The sequence below is a fragment of the Pseudocitrobacter sp. 73 genome (assembly GCF_008369545.1).
Lineage (GTDB): Bacteria > Pseudomonadota > Gammaproteobacteria > Enterobacterales > Enterobacteriaceae > Pseudocitrobacter > Pseudocitrobacter vendiensis.
This window is the reverse complement of record NZ_VTZO01000009.1, coordinates 164032-179194: the sequence shown is the minus strand read 5'-3', so window position 1 is coordinate 179194 and position 15163 is coordinate 164032. Positions and strand designations below refer to the sequence as shown.

Here is a 15163-nt window from a genome sequence, read left to right as displayed (position 1 = left end):
ATATAACGCATCACGTTTTTAAATAGGATGCATAATTTTATGCATCCCATAAGGAAACATCTAACTAAAATAAAAAATTTATATTTGTATATCTATATCTAACTCCCAGCTCGCTGCAATAGGGAATGCCTTTTTCATAAACATCACTACTTTTTGAATCTGTTCTTCAGAAACAGAACGATGGTCATTTAAGCAAAAGACATCGCACTTACTTTCCTTTATCCTGGAAAGCAAACCATCAAGTCTTGCATCCAAATTATCAGCATCAGTGCTAATATATTCATATTTAATGCTGGACAATACACTTCTACCAGATTCATAAGCATAGTACGCAGACATCAAATATAGTGGTGAAATAGTTCCCATTTCTCTAAAGCGAGATCGACTGGTTTTTTCCATCAAAGGTTTAAACTCTTCAACCATATCTTTTATATCATGAACATTCTTAATCATTGGAGCATGCAACGGCCAATATGAAGGCCAGCGATGATATCTATTATAAAAACATTGCATTGTAAAAAGTGAAAGTTGAGTTGTTGGCTCACTGTCCTCAAATATTTCGCCATATGCATTTGGCAATGGCTCAAGAAATAATTTACCGATACCATTTGGATGAATGAAGTGACTTTTAGTTACAGGGGAACCGAAGAAATAATCATCATTCGCGTATATGAAATTTTCAGATAACCCCTCTATTTTATGAATCCATGATTCGATGGCGACTGAATTAAAAACAGGCAAACAGCTATTATCATCACATATATCGCTATGATTAATTATTTTTATTTTCGCATGTTCTGCATTCAACCAATAAGGAACCTGATTATCTGTGACAATATAAATATATCTTATAAATCTTGCATAAGCTTCAACACTTCTTAAAGAATATCTAAGTTGCTCGTAATCAGCAAATCTTGTATTTAAATTCCCTGCTTTTTCACCTGAATAAAAACTCTTTTTTTCCAACCATTTAGGATCGCTATCACTAACCCACGTAAACACAATGTCGATAGGTTCTTGATATTCATCAAACATAAATGATTCCAGCCCAGAGATGGATTTTAAATTATCTATATCATGAATATCGCGCCCGAGACGTATTGGAGCAAATGAATGAACAGTTTTGTTTATATGTGCTTTCGGAATAAATTGAATTAAATTATTTTTATTTCTAGTCATAATCCCAGAGGGAGTTATATACCATGGATCTAATTGTATTATTTTATTTTTAAAAACAAACTCATCATCATGAAAATATAATTTAATCAGACTGTATCTATTCTTATCTTTTGCAACATAAACTTTTTTGGTAAAACCGTCATAGCCTTTAATCAAATCTACTATAGTATTTACGAAAGAATCTTGTATTGCTATACGAAGAATATGCTCCCAGGCAGTGGGTACAATCAAATAATTTATTCCAGCCTTATCTAATAAATGAAACAATACTTCATCCTGGCCGTGAGGAGTTACAAAATCCTCTATTAAACTTGAAAATTTAACTGTATTTTTATTAGTGGCAACTATTGATGTGCTTTTTACTCCATGTTTTACAACAGCACTCGTATTACTAATACTGGTTCCAGATGTCTTTCCACTAAAAAATACGGAGTCTTTAAAAAACAGCTTTGGAGATCTAAATAGTTTTTTGGTTTTTTTGATTAGTCTAGACATTGTTAGCGACTTCCGTTTCAGTTACAGCGCTCGATTGTTCAATAATCCCAACACATTCCATATTGGATTTCTCAACAAAGTAAGCTTCTTCAAGCTTATTTGACGAAAACTCTAATGAAAATCCTGCCAATGTATCTTCCTCTGCATACCCAATCATCGGAAAATTTATGTATTGTTCAATCTTACCAGCTAATGAATTAACGCTTTCATTATCAAAGAAGTAGTCACCATCCCCGAGAATCTCTCTAAAGGATGGAATATTTGTAGCAATAACTCGTTTCTTAGCATTAATTACTTCAAGGAGAATCAATCCAAAGGATTCAAACCGGGAAGGTACAACAGCTATATCTGCCAACTCTAGAACAAAAGATGCATCCAGTATCTTTCCAGTGAAAATAACATTTTCTGTTGCTATTGATTTGAGACTCTTGGCTTCTGCACCATCGCCAACTATGAGCAATTTATACCCTGCAGGGTTAACCTTATTAAATGCTCTGATCAACACGTCAGGACCTTTGACTAAATCCAAACGACCAATATATACAATATACTTGAAGCCATCAGAAATATGATGTTTATTTTTAAAAACCTTCAGTCTTTTCGTGTTATTTAAAGAACTTGGACATAAAAAGTTTTCAATCACTGAAACTTCACCCGTGTAATCATTAGGTACTTCGAGTCTTTGCCATTTTGCTACTGTAAATAATTTATCAGCAAGATAATACAAAGGATGAAATCGAACATGCATTGAAACACAGATAAGGAAATTCAATAAAAGAGTGTCTTTTAAAAGTTTACCCAATAAACACCCGTATGGGAGATGGGCATGAAGAACATCTGCTTGATGTACTTTATTTACAAATTGTTCATTTTTCAAAAGCGTTTTGATTTGATTATCTGGATGAGTTTCATTTTGCTTTACCCAGAATATTGATATATCAGAATGAAATTTTGTTACTATATCTCTTTCTTTAAACCCTTCATGCTTTCTTAAAATAACAGTGATGTTATGCCCCCGGCGGGCTTGTTCATTAGCAATTTCAGCAGCAATTGTTTCAGAACCAGCCCATCCACCATGGGTTATTACGTGTATGATATTCATAATTTATTCGCAATTGGTTTGTTTAAGTAAACAATTATATTGTATTCATAAAGAAGTATAACATTTAGACTTATTAGCCATCTCATAACCAATGAAAATTCAAACAATTAAGATACTAAAAACCATATAAAATACGTGAATATACTTTCATTTAAAGCTTTAAACATTTTTATAATAATACTTAGTTAGCATTTCAATTAATGCGTGCTGATAGTTTTCAACGCTTTGTTTCGTGGTTGAAAAATCATTTGCACAAAATGAATGTGGTGCGCTCTTATCCTTAAACCGCTTAAGAGCGTTATAGTGATGTTGTGCCACAGGCGAACGGATATTGAAGTAGTAACAGATGTCATGTTCAAGAACGGCACTTCCCTTTAGATACGAATACCAGGGAACAAAAAAAGTGGCCAGATTCAAATCCTGATCGGTGCGGAATTTATGCGGTAAGAATTTCTGAATGTGCGCAGGATAGTTGAGCCACACATTATCAAACATGCTCTTCCGAAGAGGAACGTAAGTATGAACCAACGGCGTTTCAATTCTTTCACCAAAATCCCTTTCAAGAAGCTCACTGACACGGAAGGATGCATTCAGCGTTGGCGTCGTCACGCCACGTGAGCGCATTTCTGAGAGATCTTTCTTTGCAGGGAAAACAGACGCAATGCCATTACTCTTGAAAAAATGCCCTTTCGGCAACGGCCTGGCGACAAAAACGTCATCATTAAAATAGATAAAATGTTCGGCTAGTTCTGGAATCTTATGTAGATGAGCTTCAATAACGTGTGAATTAAATGTAGGCAAAAATTCAGGCGCTATGATTTCTCGGTGATCAACAACGTTCACAGAAGGAAATTCATCAATCCATCCCGGTTGCTGGTTATCCGTAATGATATATATATTCCGGACCCACGGAAGAAATTTAATTACACTTTGAACAGAAAAGTAGAGTTCGTTATGATTGCTGAAGCGGGCCGCATCGGTCGCATATTGTCCATGATGTTCAATGCCTATGTTTTTTGCAGCATTATATTTCTCTTGCCAGCAGGGATCGTTATCGTTCACCCACGTGAAAACCACATCGACAGGAAAATCGCCTTCGAATAGCGTTTCCAGCCTTAACGCATTGTTTATAACTATCGTTTCTTCATTTTCCGGGCAGGCGATCTCATTTCGGATAACAGGATATTTTTTGTTTAAGTAATCGCGAAAGAATAACCCGGGGCTAAAAATAAGTTTTTTCAGCTTCCGGGCTAGCAATTGATGCGCATTCATAGAAATGCCCTTAGTCATATTTTTCAAGAACGTCCTGTTAAACCTTCATCTTCCTTGTAAGCAGCAATAGCATCGTCAACACTTTGATAGTAGGCGATCTTATTATCCCGCCCGGCAAACAACGCAATATCGCAAAACTCTTTCAACGAATTCAAACTGTGCGACACCATCAAAAAACTCGCTTCCTTGTGCCGCTCTTTAAACAACTCCGCACACTTCTGCTTAAACCGGGCATCGCCCACTGCCGTCACTTCATCCACCAGGTAATAATCAAACTTAAACGCCATGCTTAACCCAAACCCCAGGCGCGATTTCATCCCGGAGGAATAGGTTTTAATTGGCATATCAAAGTATTTCCCCAGTTCGGCAAACTCTTCGACAAAAGCGACCTTCTCTTTTAGTTCATCTCGGGTGGCATACAGGCGCGCGACAAACTTCACATTCTCGCGCCCGGTCAGGCTGCCCTGAAAACCGCCTGCCAGCCCGACAGGCCAGGAGATGGTGCTGTCGGTGATAATGCGCCCGCTGTCGGGGCGGTCGATACCGCCAATCATGCGCAGCAACGTCGATTTTCCCGCACCGTTGCGTCCAATGATCGCCACGCTCTTGCCGCTCGGCAGTTCAATGTTAAGATCTTTAAAAACGTAATGCCGCCCCTGCGGGGTGGGGTAGGATTTAGACAAGTTTTCGATACGGATCATGATGTCAGCATCGCCTCTTCGTTACGGCGATACACCGCCAGACCAAGAAACAGCACCACCAGCGTACATAACGCCAGATACGGCAGGTTCACTCCCTCGCTGACGTAGTTCGCCACCACGCATTCGCGGCTCAGTTCGACGATGTGCACAATCGGGTTCCACAGCAGATACGGCCAGTAATCGCGTGGAATGGCATGCAGGGGAAACATAATGCAGGAGACAAAATAGAGCGGCTTAATCAGAATCGGTAAAAACTTCTCCGTCTCCGGGAAGGCATTACCCACTACCATAAAAACAAGCCCTACCCCGCAGGAGAAAATCACCAGCAGCAGCCAGGTGAGGATGAGCGTCACCAGGCGGGTAACCGCGAAATCTTCCCCGGCAAAACCGACGATGGCCATCAACACAATATACACACAGCCGTAAATCAGGCTCTCAAGCAACGCGCGGGCGATAATCTTGTCCACCGGCCTGACAGGGCGATAGTTAAACAGCCCCTGATTGGCCTCGATGGCGCCAATCGAACGTGTCGTAATATTGCTGAAAAGGAAGTAGGGGACGATGCCATTGATGAGAAATACGGGAAAAGAGATATCCGGCATCGTGCGATGCATAATAAACCCAAATACTGCCAGCATCACCAGCATATGCGCCGCCGGTTCCAGCACCGCCCAAAAATAGCCTAAACGGTATTTCCCGAATCGAGTTTTAATTTCACGCAGGAAGAGCGCGCTGACGGCGGCTCGTTGAACTTCAATACCACTTCTGGCCATGGTTTATCCGATAGTTGAAACAGGCACGCTACCGCCCCTGGCTTCAGGCTGCCAGAGCGCCGGTAATGAGTAAAAGTGTGTGAAGGGAGGTACATCGGTAGGGGAATGAGGAAGAGTGCAGCAGAAATCCATTTTCTATTGCAATTGATAAATTAACATCATTCCCTTGATGTATATTTGAGGAATATCCCAACGTGCGTAATGTAGACCCAAATAGAAAAAGTTCCTATTCTATTTCGGCAATATAAACTAAATATTGATGTTAGTTTTTCTAAATAAATAAAATACTGATGAGTTTAAAATAGATTATTTAATTAATATATATATTCAGGTGAAATAAAGCGGATTCGCGGCAGATAACGCGAGTCTACCTGCCGCTATAATCGGTCACTTTATCCCGCTTCGCCCATTAGTTGCTTCACCAGCTCTACGCAGCGCAGGAAGCGCGCATCGTAATCCGCCTCTTCAACGTGCACGAACTCGATGTTGTTTTCCTTAAGCATCGATACCAGCAGCGACTGAAACTCTTTGCGATCGACAGAACTGCCCAGGCTGCGGAGTCCGTCGTTGATCCACGGCGTATTGTTCTCCAGCAGAATCACCAGGTCGAAACGGTATTCATCAATCATCGCCTGCACGAAGGGGTGCTCGCGGCCTTCATATTTTTTGCAGAACGCCTGAGTGCTGACAAAATCGGTATCGATAAAGGTCACTTTGTTAGCGTATTTCACCGCGAAATCAATGTACTGCGCATGGCCGAGCGCAATTTTGTCGTAATCGGAATATTGCAGCGCCATCTCATCACCGCCCAGATGCGAGAAGACATAATCGCGGCCATACTCCCAGGCGCTGGAGGTGTTGAAGATATTGGCGAGCTTGTTCACCAGCGTCGATTTACCGCTGGATTCGCCGCCAAGAATCGCTACCGTGCGCACAAAGAACGGCTTCACTTCGGTGGGGATGTATTCCCAGTAGCGGAACGGGTTTTCACGAATCTGCCCGCCGCTGATGTTCATGAAGGTTCGCTTCGGATCAACCAGCACGGTTTTGATGCCGAGATGTTCAATATACTGCGGTGCGTCCAGCTCTTCGGAGGTGTAGATAACGTCGGGTTGAATGCCCTTCTCTTCCATAAAGGCTTTCATGCCGCGGCTCCACACATCCCAGCCGTGCGGATAAGGCTCCATCCCTTCTTCATTGAAGGCGTGGATGCGGATGTTTTTTTGATATTTAAAGGTTTGCAGCAACCAGCGCAGGCGATCCGGGACAGTGGGCTGTTGCGACATGGCGCTCTGCTCAAACAGCGTGCGGTCGCGCACGTCGTCGTAACCCATGATGATATGCAGCTCGTCCACCTGGCTACAGGCGCGCTGAATCAGATAGATGTGGCCGGTATGCAAGGGGTAGAACTTACCGAAGACCACGCCAACGGTCTTTTGCAGACGCGGGAACTCCAGGCCCAAAAAGCGATGCAGCGCTTCCAGTTTCTGCGCACTTGGGCTTTTGATTTTGGCGTTTAACAACTGACTGAGATAGCCCTTGGTCATACCGCTGGCGTCAGCTACCTGCTGTAGCGTGCAACCTTTCTGACGGATCGCGGTTTTAAGATAATCGAACGATGACACAAGAGCCTCCTGCTGATGGGTTAAACAAGGATAAAAAATTGCACGCCGTTATTCGGCAACGGTGCCGAACTGCGCCTGATGCGCTGCGCTTATCAGGCCTACGGGTCGCCAGGCCGGATAAGGCGGTAGCCGCATCCGGCAACGGCGCTGAACTGCGCCTGATGCGCTTCGCTTATCAGGCCTACGGGTCGGTAGGCCGGATAGCATCCGGCAATAGCACGATGTTAATTATAAGTCGTCAAAGACGTTTAGCGCATCCGCGAGTTTTTTCACGCCGAATACCTGCATGCCTTCGGGCGGTTTTTTCGGTACGTTCGCGGCTGGCACAATTGCGCGGCGGAAACCGTGTTTGGCGGCTTCGGAAATACGCTCCTGGCCGCTCGGCACCGGGCGAATTTCTCCGGCAAGGCCCACTTCACCAAATACCACGAGATCCTGCGGCAGCGGCCTGTCGCGCAGGCTGGAGACCATCGCCAGCAACAACGCCAGGTCGGCACTGGTTTCGGTGACCTTCACGCCGCCGACCACGTTAACGAACACGTCCTGATCCGCCATCTGCAAACCGCCATGACGATGCAGCACCGCCAGCAGAATCGCCAGACGGTTCTGCTCCAGCCCAACAGCCACGCGACGCGGGTTCGACATCATCGAGTGATCCACCAGCGCCTGAATCTCAACCAGCAGCGGGCGCGTACCTTCCCACACCACCATCACCGAGCTACCGGATGTCACTTCATCCCCACGGCTCAGGAAGATAGCTGACGGATTGCTGACTTCGCGCAGCCCCTGCTCGGTCATCGCGAACACGCCCAGTTCATTTACCGCGCCAAAGCGGTTTTTATGGCTGCGTAGGGTACGGAAGCGCGAATCAGCATCACCGTCCAGTAACACCGAGCAGTCGATACAGTGTTCCAGCACTTTCGGGCCCGCCAGCGAGCCATCTTTGGTCACGTGGCCGACCATCACAATCGCCACGCCGCGCGTTTTCGCAAACCGTGTCAGATAAGCCGCGGTTTCACGCACCTGCGCGACGCTGCCCGGCGATGACTGAATATCCGCCATGTGCATGACCTGGATGGAGTCGATAACCATCAGCTTCGGCTGCTCTTCCTCAGCGATCATGCAAATCTGTTCGATGCTGGTTTCTGACAGCATATTGAGATTGGCGGTCGGCAGGCCAAGACGATGCGCACGCATCGCCACCTGCTGTAATGACTCTTCGCCGGTGACGTACAGAGTTTTCATCTGCTCAGCGAGTTTACACAGCGTTTGCAGCAGCAGTGTTGATTTCCCGGCCCCAGGGTTACCGCCGATAAGAATCGCGCTCCCCGGCACAACCCCGCCGCCCAGTACACGGTCAAACTCTTTAAAACCGGTCGAGAAGCGCGGCAGTTCTTCCAGGCTGATATCCGACAGCTTCTGCACCTTCGACACGCCAGCGCTGCCCGCATAGCCGCTCAGACGCTCATTACGCGCAACGGTTGGAGAAGCCGCCACACCACGCACTTCGGTGATGGTATTCCAGGCATGGCAAGCACTGCACTGCCCCTGCCAACGCGGATAATCCGCACCACATTCATTACAGACAAATGCGCGTTTTGGAGCTTTCGCCACGTTTTACCTCTTATTCCTGATTCAGGCTGCCCGTCAGAATGCACAGCACCCCAATCAGGTCAGCGTGACGGATGGTGACTTCCGTCTGTTCATTGACTTTCGGCTTGGCATGATAAGCAATGCCCAGCCCAGCCGCTTTGATCATCGGCAGATCGTTCGCGCCATCACCGATGGCGACGGTCTGCTCTTTCGGAATGTCATACTGCTCAGCAAGGCGCTGTAGCGTATTGGCTTTGTATTTCGCATCAACGATATCGCCCACCACTTCGCCCGTCAGCACGCCATCCATAATGCCCAGTTCGTTAGCAACCGCAGCAGTCAGACGCAGCTTATCGCGCAGATACTCCGCAAAGAAGGTAAAGCCGCCGGAGGCAATCGCCACTTTCCAGCCTAGCGATTCCAGCTTCAGTACCAGTTGGGTTAAGCCCGGCATTAATGGCAAATCGTCGCGGACCTGACGCAGAATATTGGCATCTGCGCCCTTAAGTGTGGCAACGCGCTGGCGCAGGCTGGCAGCAAAGTCGAGTTCACCGCGCATCGCGCGCTCGGTCACTTCAGAAACCAGCTCGCCCGTCCCTGCCAGTTTGGCGATTTCATCAATGCATTCGATCTGGATAGCGGTGGAATCCATATCCATCACTAACAGGCCAGGCGTGCGCAGGTGTGGAATTTTCCCCAACGGCGCAACATCCAGCCCGGCATCGTGCGCCAGTTTAGTCGCGCGCGGCGTCAATGACCCGGCCAGGCGAATAACCTGATAATCTTCCACACACCAGGCGGCAACAATCACCATTGCCGCGCCCAGTTTGCGCTGATATGAGGTTAACTGGCGTTTATCCAGCCCGCGCCCGTAGAGCAGCCAGCCGCTGCGTCCGGCGTGATAATCCAGTGGCATCACTTCATCGCCACTTAACGAAAGCGGCAACCCTGGCCACAAGGAAACATCTTCAGACAGGTCGCACCAGGTCAAACTGTTCGGCATTACAGCTCCACTCCACTTCATTAAGGCCAGGAAAATAACGCATGAGGCTACCTTGTAACCAGCGCTTCTGGCAACATTAAGCTGCAAATTTTCAAAGGTGGAATATGGTACGCGCAAAACTGAAATTCAGACTGCATCGCGCCGTGATTGTCCTGATATGCCTCGCACTTCTGGTGGCATTGATGCAAGGGGCGTCATGGTTCAGTCAACAACACCAGCAGCAGCGTAATCCGCAGCTTGAAGAACTGGCGCGCACGCTCGCCCGTCAGGTAGCGCTCAATCTTGCGCCGCTGGTGCGTAGTGAGACGCCAGATGAGAAAAAAGTCCGCCAGTTGCTCACGCAACTCACCGCTGAAAGCCGCATCCTTGACGCCGGGGTGTATGATGAGAAAGGCGACATGATCGCCCGCGCCGGCGAGAGCGTCGAACTGCGCGACCGTCTGGCGCTGGATGGCAAAAAAGCGGGCGGCTATTTCAATCAGCAAATCGTCGAACCCATTCAGGGCAAAAATGGGCCGCTGGGGTATTTACGTCTGACGCTCGACACCCATACGCTGCCAACCGAAGCCAAACAGGTCGATAACACCACCAATATTCTGCGCCTGATGCTGTTGCTGTCGCTTGCCATTGGCGTGGTGCTCACACGAACGCTGCTACAGGGCAAACGCACCCGCTGGCAACAATCACCCTTCCTTCTCACCGCCAATAAACCGGTACAGGAAGAGGAAGAAGAGAAAAAAGAGTAGAAAGGGAACTCAATATGGCCACTTTACGCCTGCTCCTCTCAGACTCATACGACCCCTGGTTTAACCTGGCGGTTGAAGAGTGTATTTTCCGTCAGATGCCCGCCACACAGCGCGTGCTGTTCCTCTGGCGCAACGCCGATACCGTGGTCATTGGCCGCGCGCAAAACCCGTGGAAAGAGTGCAACACGCGGCGCATGGAAGAAGACAATGTGCGTCTGGCGCGTCGCAGCAGCGGCGGCGGCGCGGTGTTCCATGACCTCGGCAATACCTGTTTTACGTTTATGGCGGGTAAGCCGGAGTATGACAAAACCGTGTCCACCGCCATTGTACTGGAAGCATTGAATTCGCTGGGCGCGGTGGCGGAAGCGTCCGGGCGTAACGACCTCATTGTGAAAACGCCGGAGGGCGATCGCAAGGTGTCCGGTTCAGCCTATCGCGAAACCAAAGATCGCGGTTTCCACCACGGTACACTGCTGCTTAATGCCGACCTGAGCCGTCTGGCGAACTATCTCAATCCGGATAAGAAGAAACTTCAGGCGAAGGGGATTACCTCCGTACGCGGGCGCGTGGCAAACCTCGTCGAACTGCTCCCGGGCGTGACGCATGAGCAAATTTGTACGGCGATTACGGAGGCGTTTTTCGCCCATTATGGCGAACGCGTAGACGCCGAGATTATTTCGCCAGATAAAACACCAGACCTGCCGAATTTTGCCGAGACGTTTGCACGCCAGAGCAGTTGGGAGTGGAATTTCGGTCAGGCGCCGGCCTTTAGCCATCTTCTGGATGAACGCTTCACCTGGGGCGGCGTAGAGCTGCATTTCGACGTCGAGAAGGGGCATATTACCCGCACGCAGATCTTTACCGACAGTTTGAATCCTGCACCGCTAGAAGCGCTGGCCGCACGATTGCAGGGGTGTTTATACCGGGCAGATGTATTACAGCAGGAGTGCGAAGCGCTGTTAGGGAATTTCCCGGAGCAGGAGAAAGAGTTGCGGGAGTTGTCAGCGTGGATTGCGGGGGCGGTGCGGTAGTGCCCCCTCACCCCGGCCCTCTCCCTCAGGGAGAGGGAGAACACCGTACACACCTGAAGTAGTCCCCTCTCCCGGTGGGAGAGGGTTAGGGTGAGGGGGTAACGAACTTACTCCTGGTCGCCCAGCAGTACAGATTCCAGCGCGATTTTGATCATGTCGTTGAACGTGGTCTGACGTTCAGCGGCAGTAGTCTGCTCGTGGGTACGGATATGGTCAGACACGGTGCAGATGGTCAGCGCTTTCGCACCAAACTCGGCTGCCACGCCATAGATACCTGCCGCTTCCATCTCGATCCCCAGGATGCCATATTTTTCCATCACATCGAACATTTGCGGGTCCGGCGTGTAGAACAGGTCTGCGGAGAAGATGTTACCCACGCGCGCATCAACGCCCAGCGCTTTCGCTGCATCAACCGCGTTACGCACCATGCCGAAGTCAGCAATTGCTGCGAAATCGTGATCTTTAAAACGCAGACGGTTGACTTTAGAGTCGGTGCACGCGCCCATGCCAATCACCACGTCACGCAGTTTTACGTCCGGGCGCACCGCGCCGCAGGAACCCACGCGAATGATTTTCTTCACACCGAAATCGGTGATCAGCTCTTTGGTGTAGATGGAGCAGGACGGGATACCCATACCGTGACCCATTACGGAGATTTTGCGGCCTTTATAAGTACCGGTGAAACCCAGCATGCCGCGAACGTTGTTCACTTCACGCACGTCTTCGAGGAAAGTTTCAGCAATGTGCTTCGCACGCAGCGGGTCGCCAGGCATCAAAACTACGTCCGCGAAATCGCCCATTTCTGCATTAATGTGTGGGGTAGCCATCGTTGTATCCTTATCAAATTGTTTTCACCCTCTCCCTGTGGGAGAGGGCCGGGGTGAGGGCATCAGGCCGCACCTTTAACAGAATCGTAGGCCCGGTAAGCGCAGCGCCACCGGGCAAGCAATCACAGCATGTTTTTACCGTATTCCATCGGTGACGTACCGAAGTACGTCGCCAGCGTCTGACCGATATCCGCAAATGTTTCGCGGTGGCCGAGCGAACCCGGTTTCACTTTCGGGCCGTAAACCAGTACCGGGATGTGTTCACGGGTATGGTCGGTGCCCTGCCAGCTTGGGTCGCAACCGTGGTCAGCGGTCAGGATCAGAATGTCATCTTCCCCCACCAGCTCCATCAGCTCCGGCAGACGGCGGTCGAACAGCTCAAGACCCGCAGCATAACCGGCGATATCACGACGGTGACCCCAGGAAGAGTCGAAATCAACGAAGTTGGTGAAGACTATGGTCTTATCGCCCGCTTCTTTCATCTCTTTGATGGTCGCGTCAAACAGTGCGTCCAGCCCGGTGGCTTTCACTTTTTTAGTGATGCCGCAGTTGGCGTAGATATCCGCGATTTTACCCACGGACACCACATGACCGTCTTTCTCATCAACCAGTTTCTGCAACACGGTCGGCGCTGGCGGTTCTACAGCCAGGTCGTGACGGTTGCCGGTACGCTGGAAGTTACCGGCTTTGTCGCCGATAAACGGACGCGCAATCACGCGGCCAATGTTGTAACCGCCTTCGGTCAGCTCTTCACGGGCAATTTCACACAGCTCGTAAAGTTTATCCAGGCCAAAAGTCTCTTCGTGGCAGGCAATCTGGAACACGGAGTCGGCGGAGGTATAGAAAATCGGTTTACCGGTTTTCATGTGCTCTTCGCCCAGTTCGTCCAGAATCACGGTACCGGAAGAGTGGCAGTTACCCAGGTAACCCGGTAGGTTCGCGCGTTTTACCAGTTTATCGAGCAATTCCTGCGGGAAGCTGTTTTCGTGGTCGCTAAAGTAGCCCCAGTCGAACAGAACCGGCACACCGGCGATTTCCCAGTGACCCGACGGGGTATCTTTACCCGAAGAGAGTTCATGCGCCCACGCGTACGCGCCAACGACTTCTGCATTGCCGTCCATACCCGCAGCAATTTTACCGGTAGAACCCTCATGCGCTTTCACCAGGCCCAGGCGGGTCAGGTTAGGCAGGTTCAGCGGGCCTTTACGGCCATTGTCAGCCTCACCTTTGGCGCAGGCTTCTGCGATATGGCCCATTGTATCCGCACCGACATCGCCAAAGCGGTCGGCATCTTCAGTTGCGCCGATACCAAAGGAGTCCAGCACCATAATAAATGCACGTTTCATCTTGTTCTCCATACATCTTGCGCTGCAAAAAAGCGATCAGATCAGTATATCGCTATTCAGTGATTCGACGATAGACTGTCGGTGTAATTTCTGGCGCTTTGTCGTCAAGGCGAATGGCCGCTTTGACCGCTTTCGCCGCTTCCTGCCAGCTGTTTTCATCTTTCGCATGAATGATTGCCAGCGGACGCTGACCGTCAACGCTGTCACCCAGGCGAATCATGTCGGTCAGGCCGACGCTGTAATCGAGTGTATCTGAAGCCTGGCGGCGTCCGCCGCCCATCGCCACGACAGCCATACCCAGTGCGCGGGTATCCATCGCACCGACAAAACCTTCGTTGTCAGCATATACCGCTTTACTGAGCATCGCAGTCGGCAGGTATTTCGCGTAGTTTTCGACGAAATCCGTTGGGCCTTTTTGTGCAGCGACCATCCGGCCAAATACCTCTGCCGCTTTACCGTTATCCAGCACCGCCTGCAATTTGGCGCGCGCCTCTGCGTCGTCTTTGGCAAGCTTGCCGGAAATCAGCATTTCCACACACAGCGCCATGGTGACGTCGAACAGGCGCGGGTTGCGGTATTCCCCCGTCAGGAACTGCACCGCTTCGCGGACTTCGACAGCGTTACCCGCACTGGACGCCAGCACCTGATTCATGTCGGTCAGCAACGCGGTCGTGCGCACACCTGCGCCGTTGGCCACGCCAACAATCGCTTCGGCCAGCGCCTGAGAAAGTTCGTAAGTCGGCATAAATGCGCCGCTGCCCACTTTCACATCCATCACCAGCGCATCGATACCTTCTGCCAGCTTTTTGGCGAGGATAGACGCGGTGATAAGCGGAATGGAATCCACCGTTGCGGTAATGTCGCGGGTGGCGTAAAAACGTTTATCCGCCGGTGCGAGCGAACTGGTCTGCCCAATAATCGCCACACCCACGTCTTTAATAATCTCGCGGAAACGATCATCGCTAGGGAAAATATCAAACCCGGGGATCGCTTCCAGTTTGTCCAGCGTGCCGCCGGTATGACCCAGGCCTCGCCCGGAGATCATCGGAATATAGCCGCCGCATGCGGCAACCATCGGTCCCAGCATCAGCGAGGTGACATCACCCACACCGCCGGTCGAGTGTTTGTCGACAATCGGGCCATTAAGGTTAAGGCTTTTCCAGTCCAGAACGGTTCCTGAATCACGCATGGCCATGGTCAGCGAAACACGCTCTTCAATCGCCATATCATGGAAGAAAATGGTCATCGCCAGAGCGGCAATTTGCCCTTCTGAAATGGTGTTGTCGCGAATGCCATTGATAAAGAAGCGAATCTCTTCGTCGCTTAATGCATGACCATCGCGTTTTTTACGAATGATTTCTTGTGCGAGAAACAAGGTAACCTCCCTGAGGAAAAGAGTATGAAGGCGGTTTTTGCCCGTCAGCATTGCCGGATGGCGGCTACGCCTTATCCGGCCTACGGGTAGTTACA

13 protein-coding genes are annotated in these 15163 nt (G+C 49.4%); 2 read left to right on the top strand and 11 right to left on the bottom strand.

Annotated elements, in window-relative coordinates:
• Positions 1-78: 78 nt before the first annotated feature.
• From F0Q32_RS10410 to serB, 8 genes are all read right to left on the bottom strand, one after another.
• On the bottom strand, positions 79-1674 hold the full coding sequence (locus F0Q32_RS10410) for a stealth family protein (protein ID WP_149462999.1): 1596 nt from the start codon (positions 1672-1674) through the stop codon (positions 79-81).
• Positions 1667-2776 carry a glycosyltransferase family 4 protein gene (locus tag F0Q32_RS10405; RefSeq protein WP_149462998.1) on the bottom strand — a complete coding sequence of 370 codons (1110 nt, stop codon included), beginning with the start codon at positions 2774-2776 and terminating at the stop codon, positions 1667-1669. Before F0Q32_RS10405 ends, F0Q32_RS10410 begins: the two co-directional genes overlap by 8 nt.
• Positions 2777-2935: 159 nt before the next feature.
• On the bottom strand, positions 2936-4048 hold the full coding sequence (locus F0Q32_RS10400) for a stealth family protein (RefSeq protein WP_149462997.1): 1113 nt from the start codon (positions 4046-4048) through the stop codon (positions 2936-2938).
• Between the two features lie 23 nt (positions 4049-4071).
• The gene (locus F0Q32_RS10395) at positions 4072-4749 is read right to left on the bottom strand and encodes an ABC transporter ATP-binding protein (RefSeq protein ID WP_149462996.1); all 678 of its coding nucleotides are present in this window, start codon (positions 4747-4749) and stop codon (positions 4072-4074) included.
• Positions 4746-5522: an ABC transporter permease gene (locus F0Q32_RS10390; protein ID WP_149462995.1), complete on the bottom strand. Its 777-nt coding sequence runs from the start codon at positions 5520-5522 to the stop codon at positions 4746-4748. The genes F0Q32_RS10395 and F0Q32_RS10390 overlap by 4 nt, the downstream gene beginning before the upstream one ends.
• 392 nt (positions 5523-5914) lie before the next feature.
• Entirely contained in the window at positions 5915-7147 is a 1233-nt protein-coding gene (gene nadR, locus F0Q32_RS10385; protein ID WP_108475582.1) for a multifunctional transcriptional regulator/nicotinamide-nucleotide adenylyltransferase/ribosylnicotinamide kinase NadR, read from the bottom strand.
• 228 nt (positions 7148-7375) lie between these two features.
• Complete coding sequence (gene radA, locus F0Q32_RS10380) at positions 7376-8761, bottom strand: DNA repair protein RadA (RefSeq protein ID WP_149462994.1); 1386 nt, start codon at positions 8759-8761, stop codon at positions 7376-7378.
• Positions 8762-8771: 10 nt separating this feature from the next.
• The gene (serB, locus tag F0Q32_RS10375; RefSeq protein ID WP_149462993.1) at positions 8772-9743 is read right to left on the bottom strand and encodes a phosphoserine phosphatase; all 972 of its coding nucleotides are present in this window, start codon (positions 9741-9743) and stop codon (positions 8772-8774) included.
• A gap of 104 nt (positions 9744-9847) precedes the next feature.
• On the opposite strand from serB, the gene F0Q32_RS10370 reads away from it, so the two are divergent.
• Positions 9848-10489, top strand: a complete 642-nt coding sequence (locus F0Q32_RS10370; RefSeq protein WP_015966018.1) for a YtjB family periplasmic protein — start codon at positions 9848-9850, stop codon at positions 10487-10489.
• 14 nt (positions 10490-10503) lie between these two features.
• Entirely contained in the window at positions 10504-11520 is a 1017-nt protein-coding gene (lplA, locus tag F0Q32_RS10365; RefSeq protein WP_149462992.1) for a lipoate--protein ligase LplA, read from the top strand.
• A gap of 107 nt (positions 11521-11627) precedes the next feature.
• Here lplA and deoD read toward each other — a convergent pair whose 3' ends face one another.
• From deoD to deoA, 3 genes are all read right to left on the bottom strand, one after another.
• Positions 11628-12347: a purine-nucleoside phosphorylase gene (deoD, locus tag F0Q32_RS10360; protein ID WP_015966021.1), complete on the bottom strand. Its 720-nt coding sequence runs from the start codon at positions 12345-12347 to the stop codon at positions 11628-11630.
• A 122-nt stretch (positions 12348-12469) separates the two neighbouring features.
• Positions 12470-13693 carry a phosphopentomutase gene (deoB, locus tag F0Q32_RS10355; protein ID WP_149462991.1) on the bottom strand — a complete coding sequence of 408 codons (1224 nt, stop codon included), beginning with the start codon at positions 13691-13693 and terminating at the stop codon, positions 12470-12472.
• A gap of 52 nt (positions 13694-13745) precedes the next feature.
• Complete coding sequence (gene deoA / locus F0Q32_RS10350; protein WP_149462990.1) at positions 13746-15068, bottom strand: thymidine phosphorylase; 1323 nt, start codon at positions 15066-15068, stop codon at positions 13746-13748.
• Positions 15069-15163 lie beyond the last annotated feature (95 nt).

Bases quoted from the DNA above. Each gene is read 5' to 3' on its own strand.
- deoD (WP_015966021.1), bottom strand. From the start codon at position 12,347: ATGGCTACCCCACACATTAATGCAGAAATGGGCGATTTCGCGGACGTA.
- F0Q32_RS10405 (WP_149462998.1), bottom strand. From the start codon at position 2,776: ATGAATATCATACACGTAATAACCCATGGTGGATGGGCTGGTTCTGAA.
- F0Q32_RS10410 (WP_149462999.1), bottom strand. From the start codon at position 1,674: ATGTCTAGACTAATCAAAAAAACCAAAAAACTATTTAGATCTCCAAAG.
- serB (WP_149462993.1), bottom strand. From the start codon at position 9,743: ATGCCGAACAGTTTGACCTGGTGCGACCTGTCTGAAGATGTTTCCTTG.
- deoB (WP_149462991.1), bottom strand. From the start codon at position 13,693: ATGAAACGTGCATTTATTATGGTGCTGGACTCCTTTGGTATCGGCGCA.
- F0Q32_RS10370 (WP_015966018.1), top strand. From the start codon at position 9,848: ATGGTACGCGCAAAACTGAAATTCAGACTGCATCGCGCCGTGATTGTC.
- F0Q32_RS10395 (WP_149462996.1), bottom strand. From the start codon at position 4,749: ATGATCCGTATCGAAAACTTGTCTAAATCCTACCCCACCCCGCAGGGG.
- lplA (WP_149462992.1), top strand. From the start codon at position 10,504: ATGGCCACTTTACGCCTGCTCCTCTCAGACTCATACGACCCCTGGTTT.
- F0Q32_RS10400 (WP_149462997.1), bottom strand. From the start codon at position 4,048: ATGAATGCGCATCAATTGCTAGCCCGGAAGCTGAAAAAACTTATTTTT.
- F0Q32_RS10390 (WP_149462995.1), bottom strand. From the start codon at position 5,522: ATGGCCAGAAGTGGTATTGAAGTTCAACGAGCCGCCGTCAGCGCGCTC.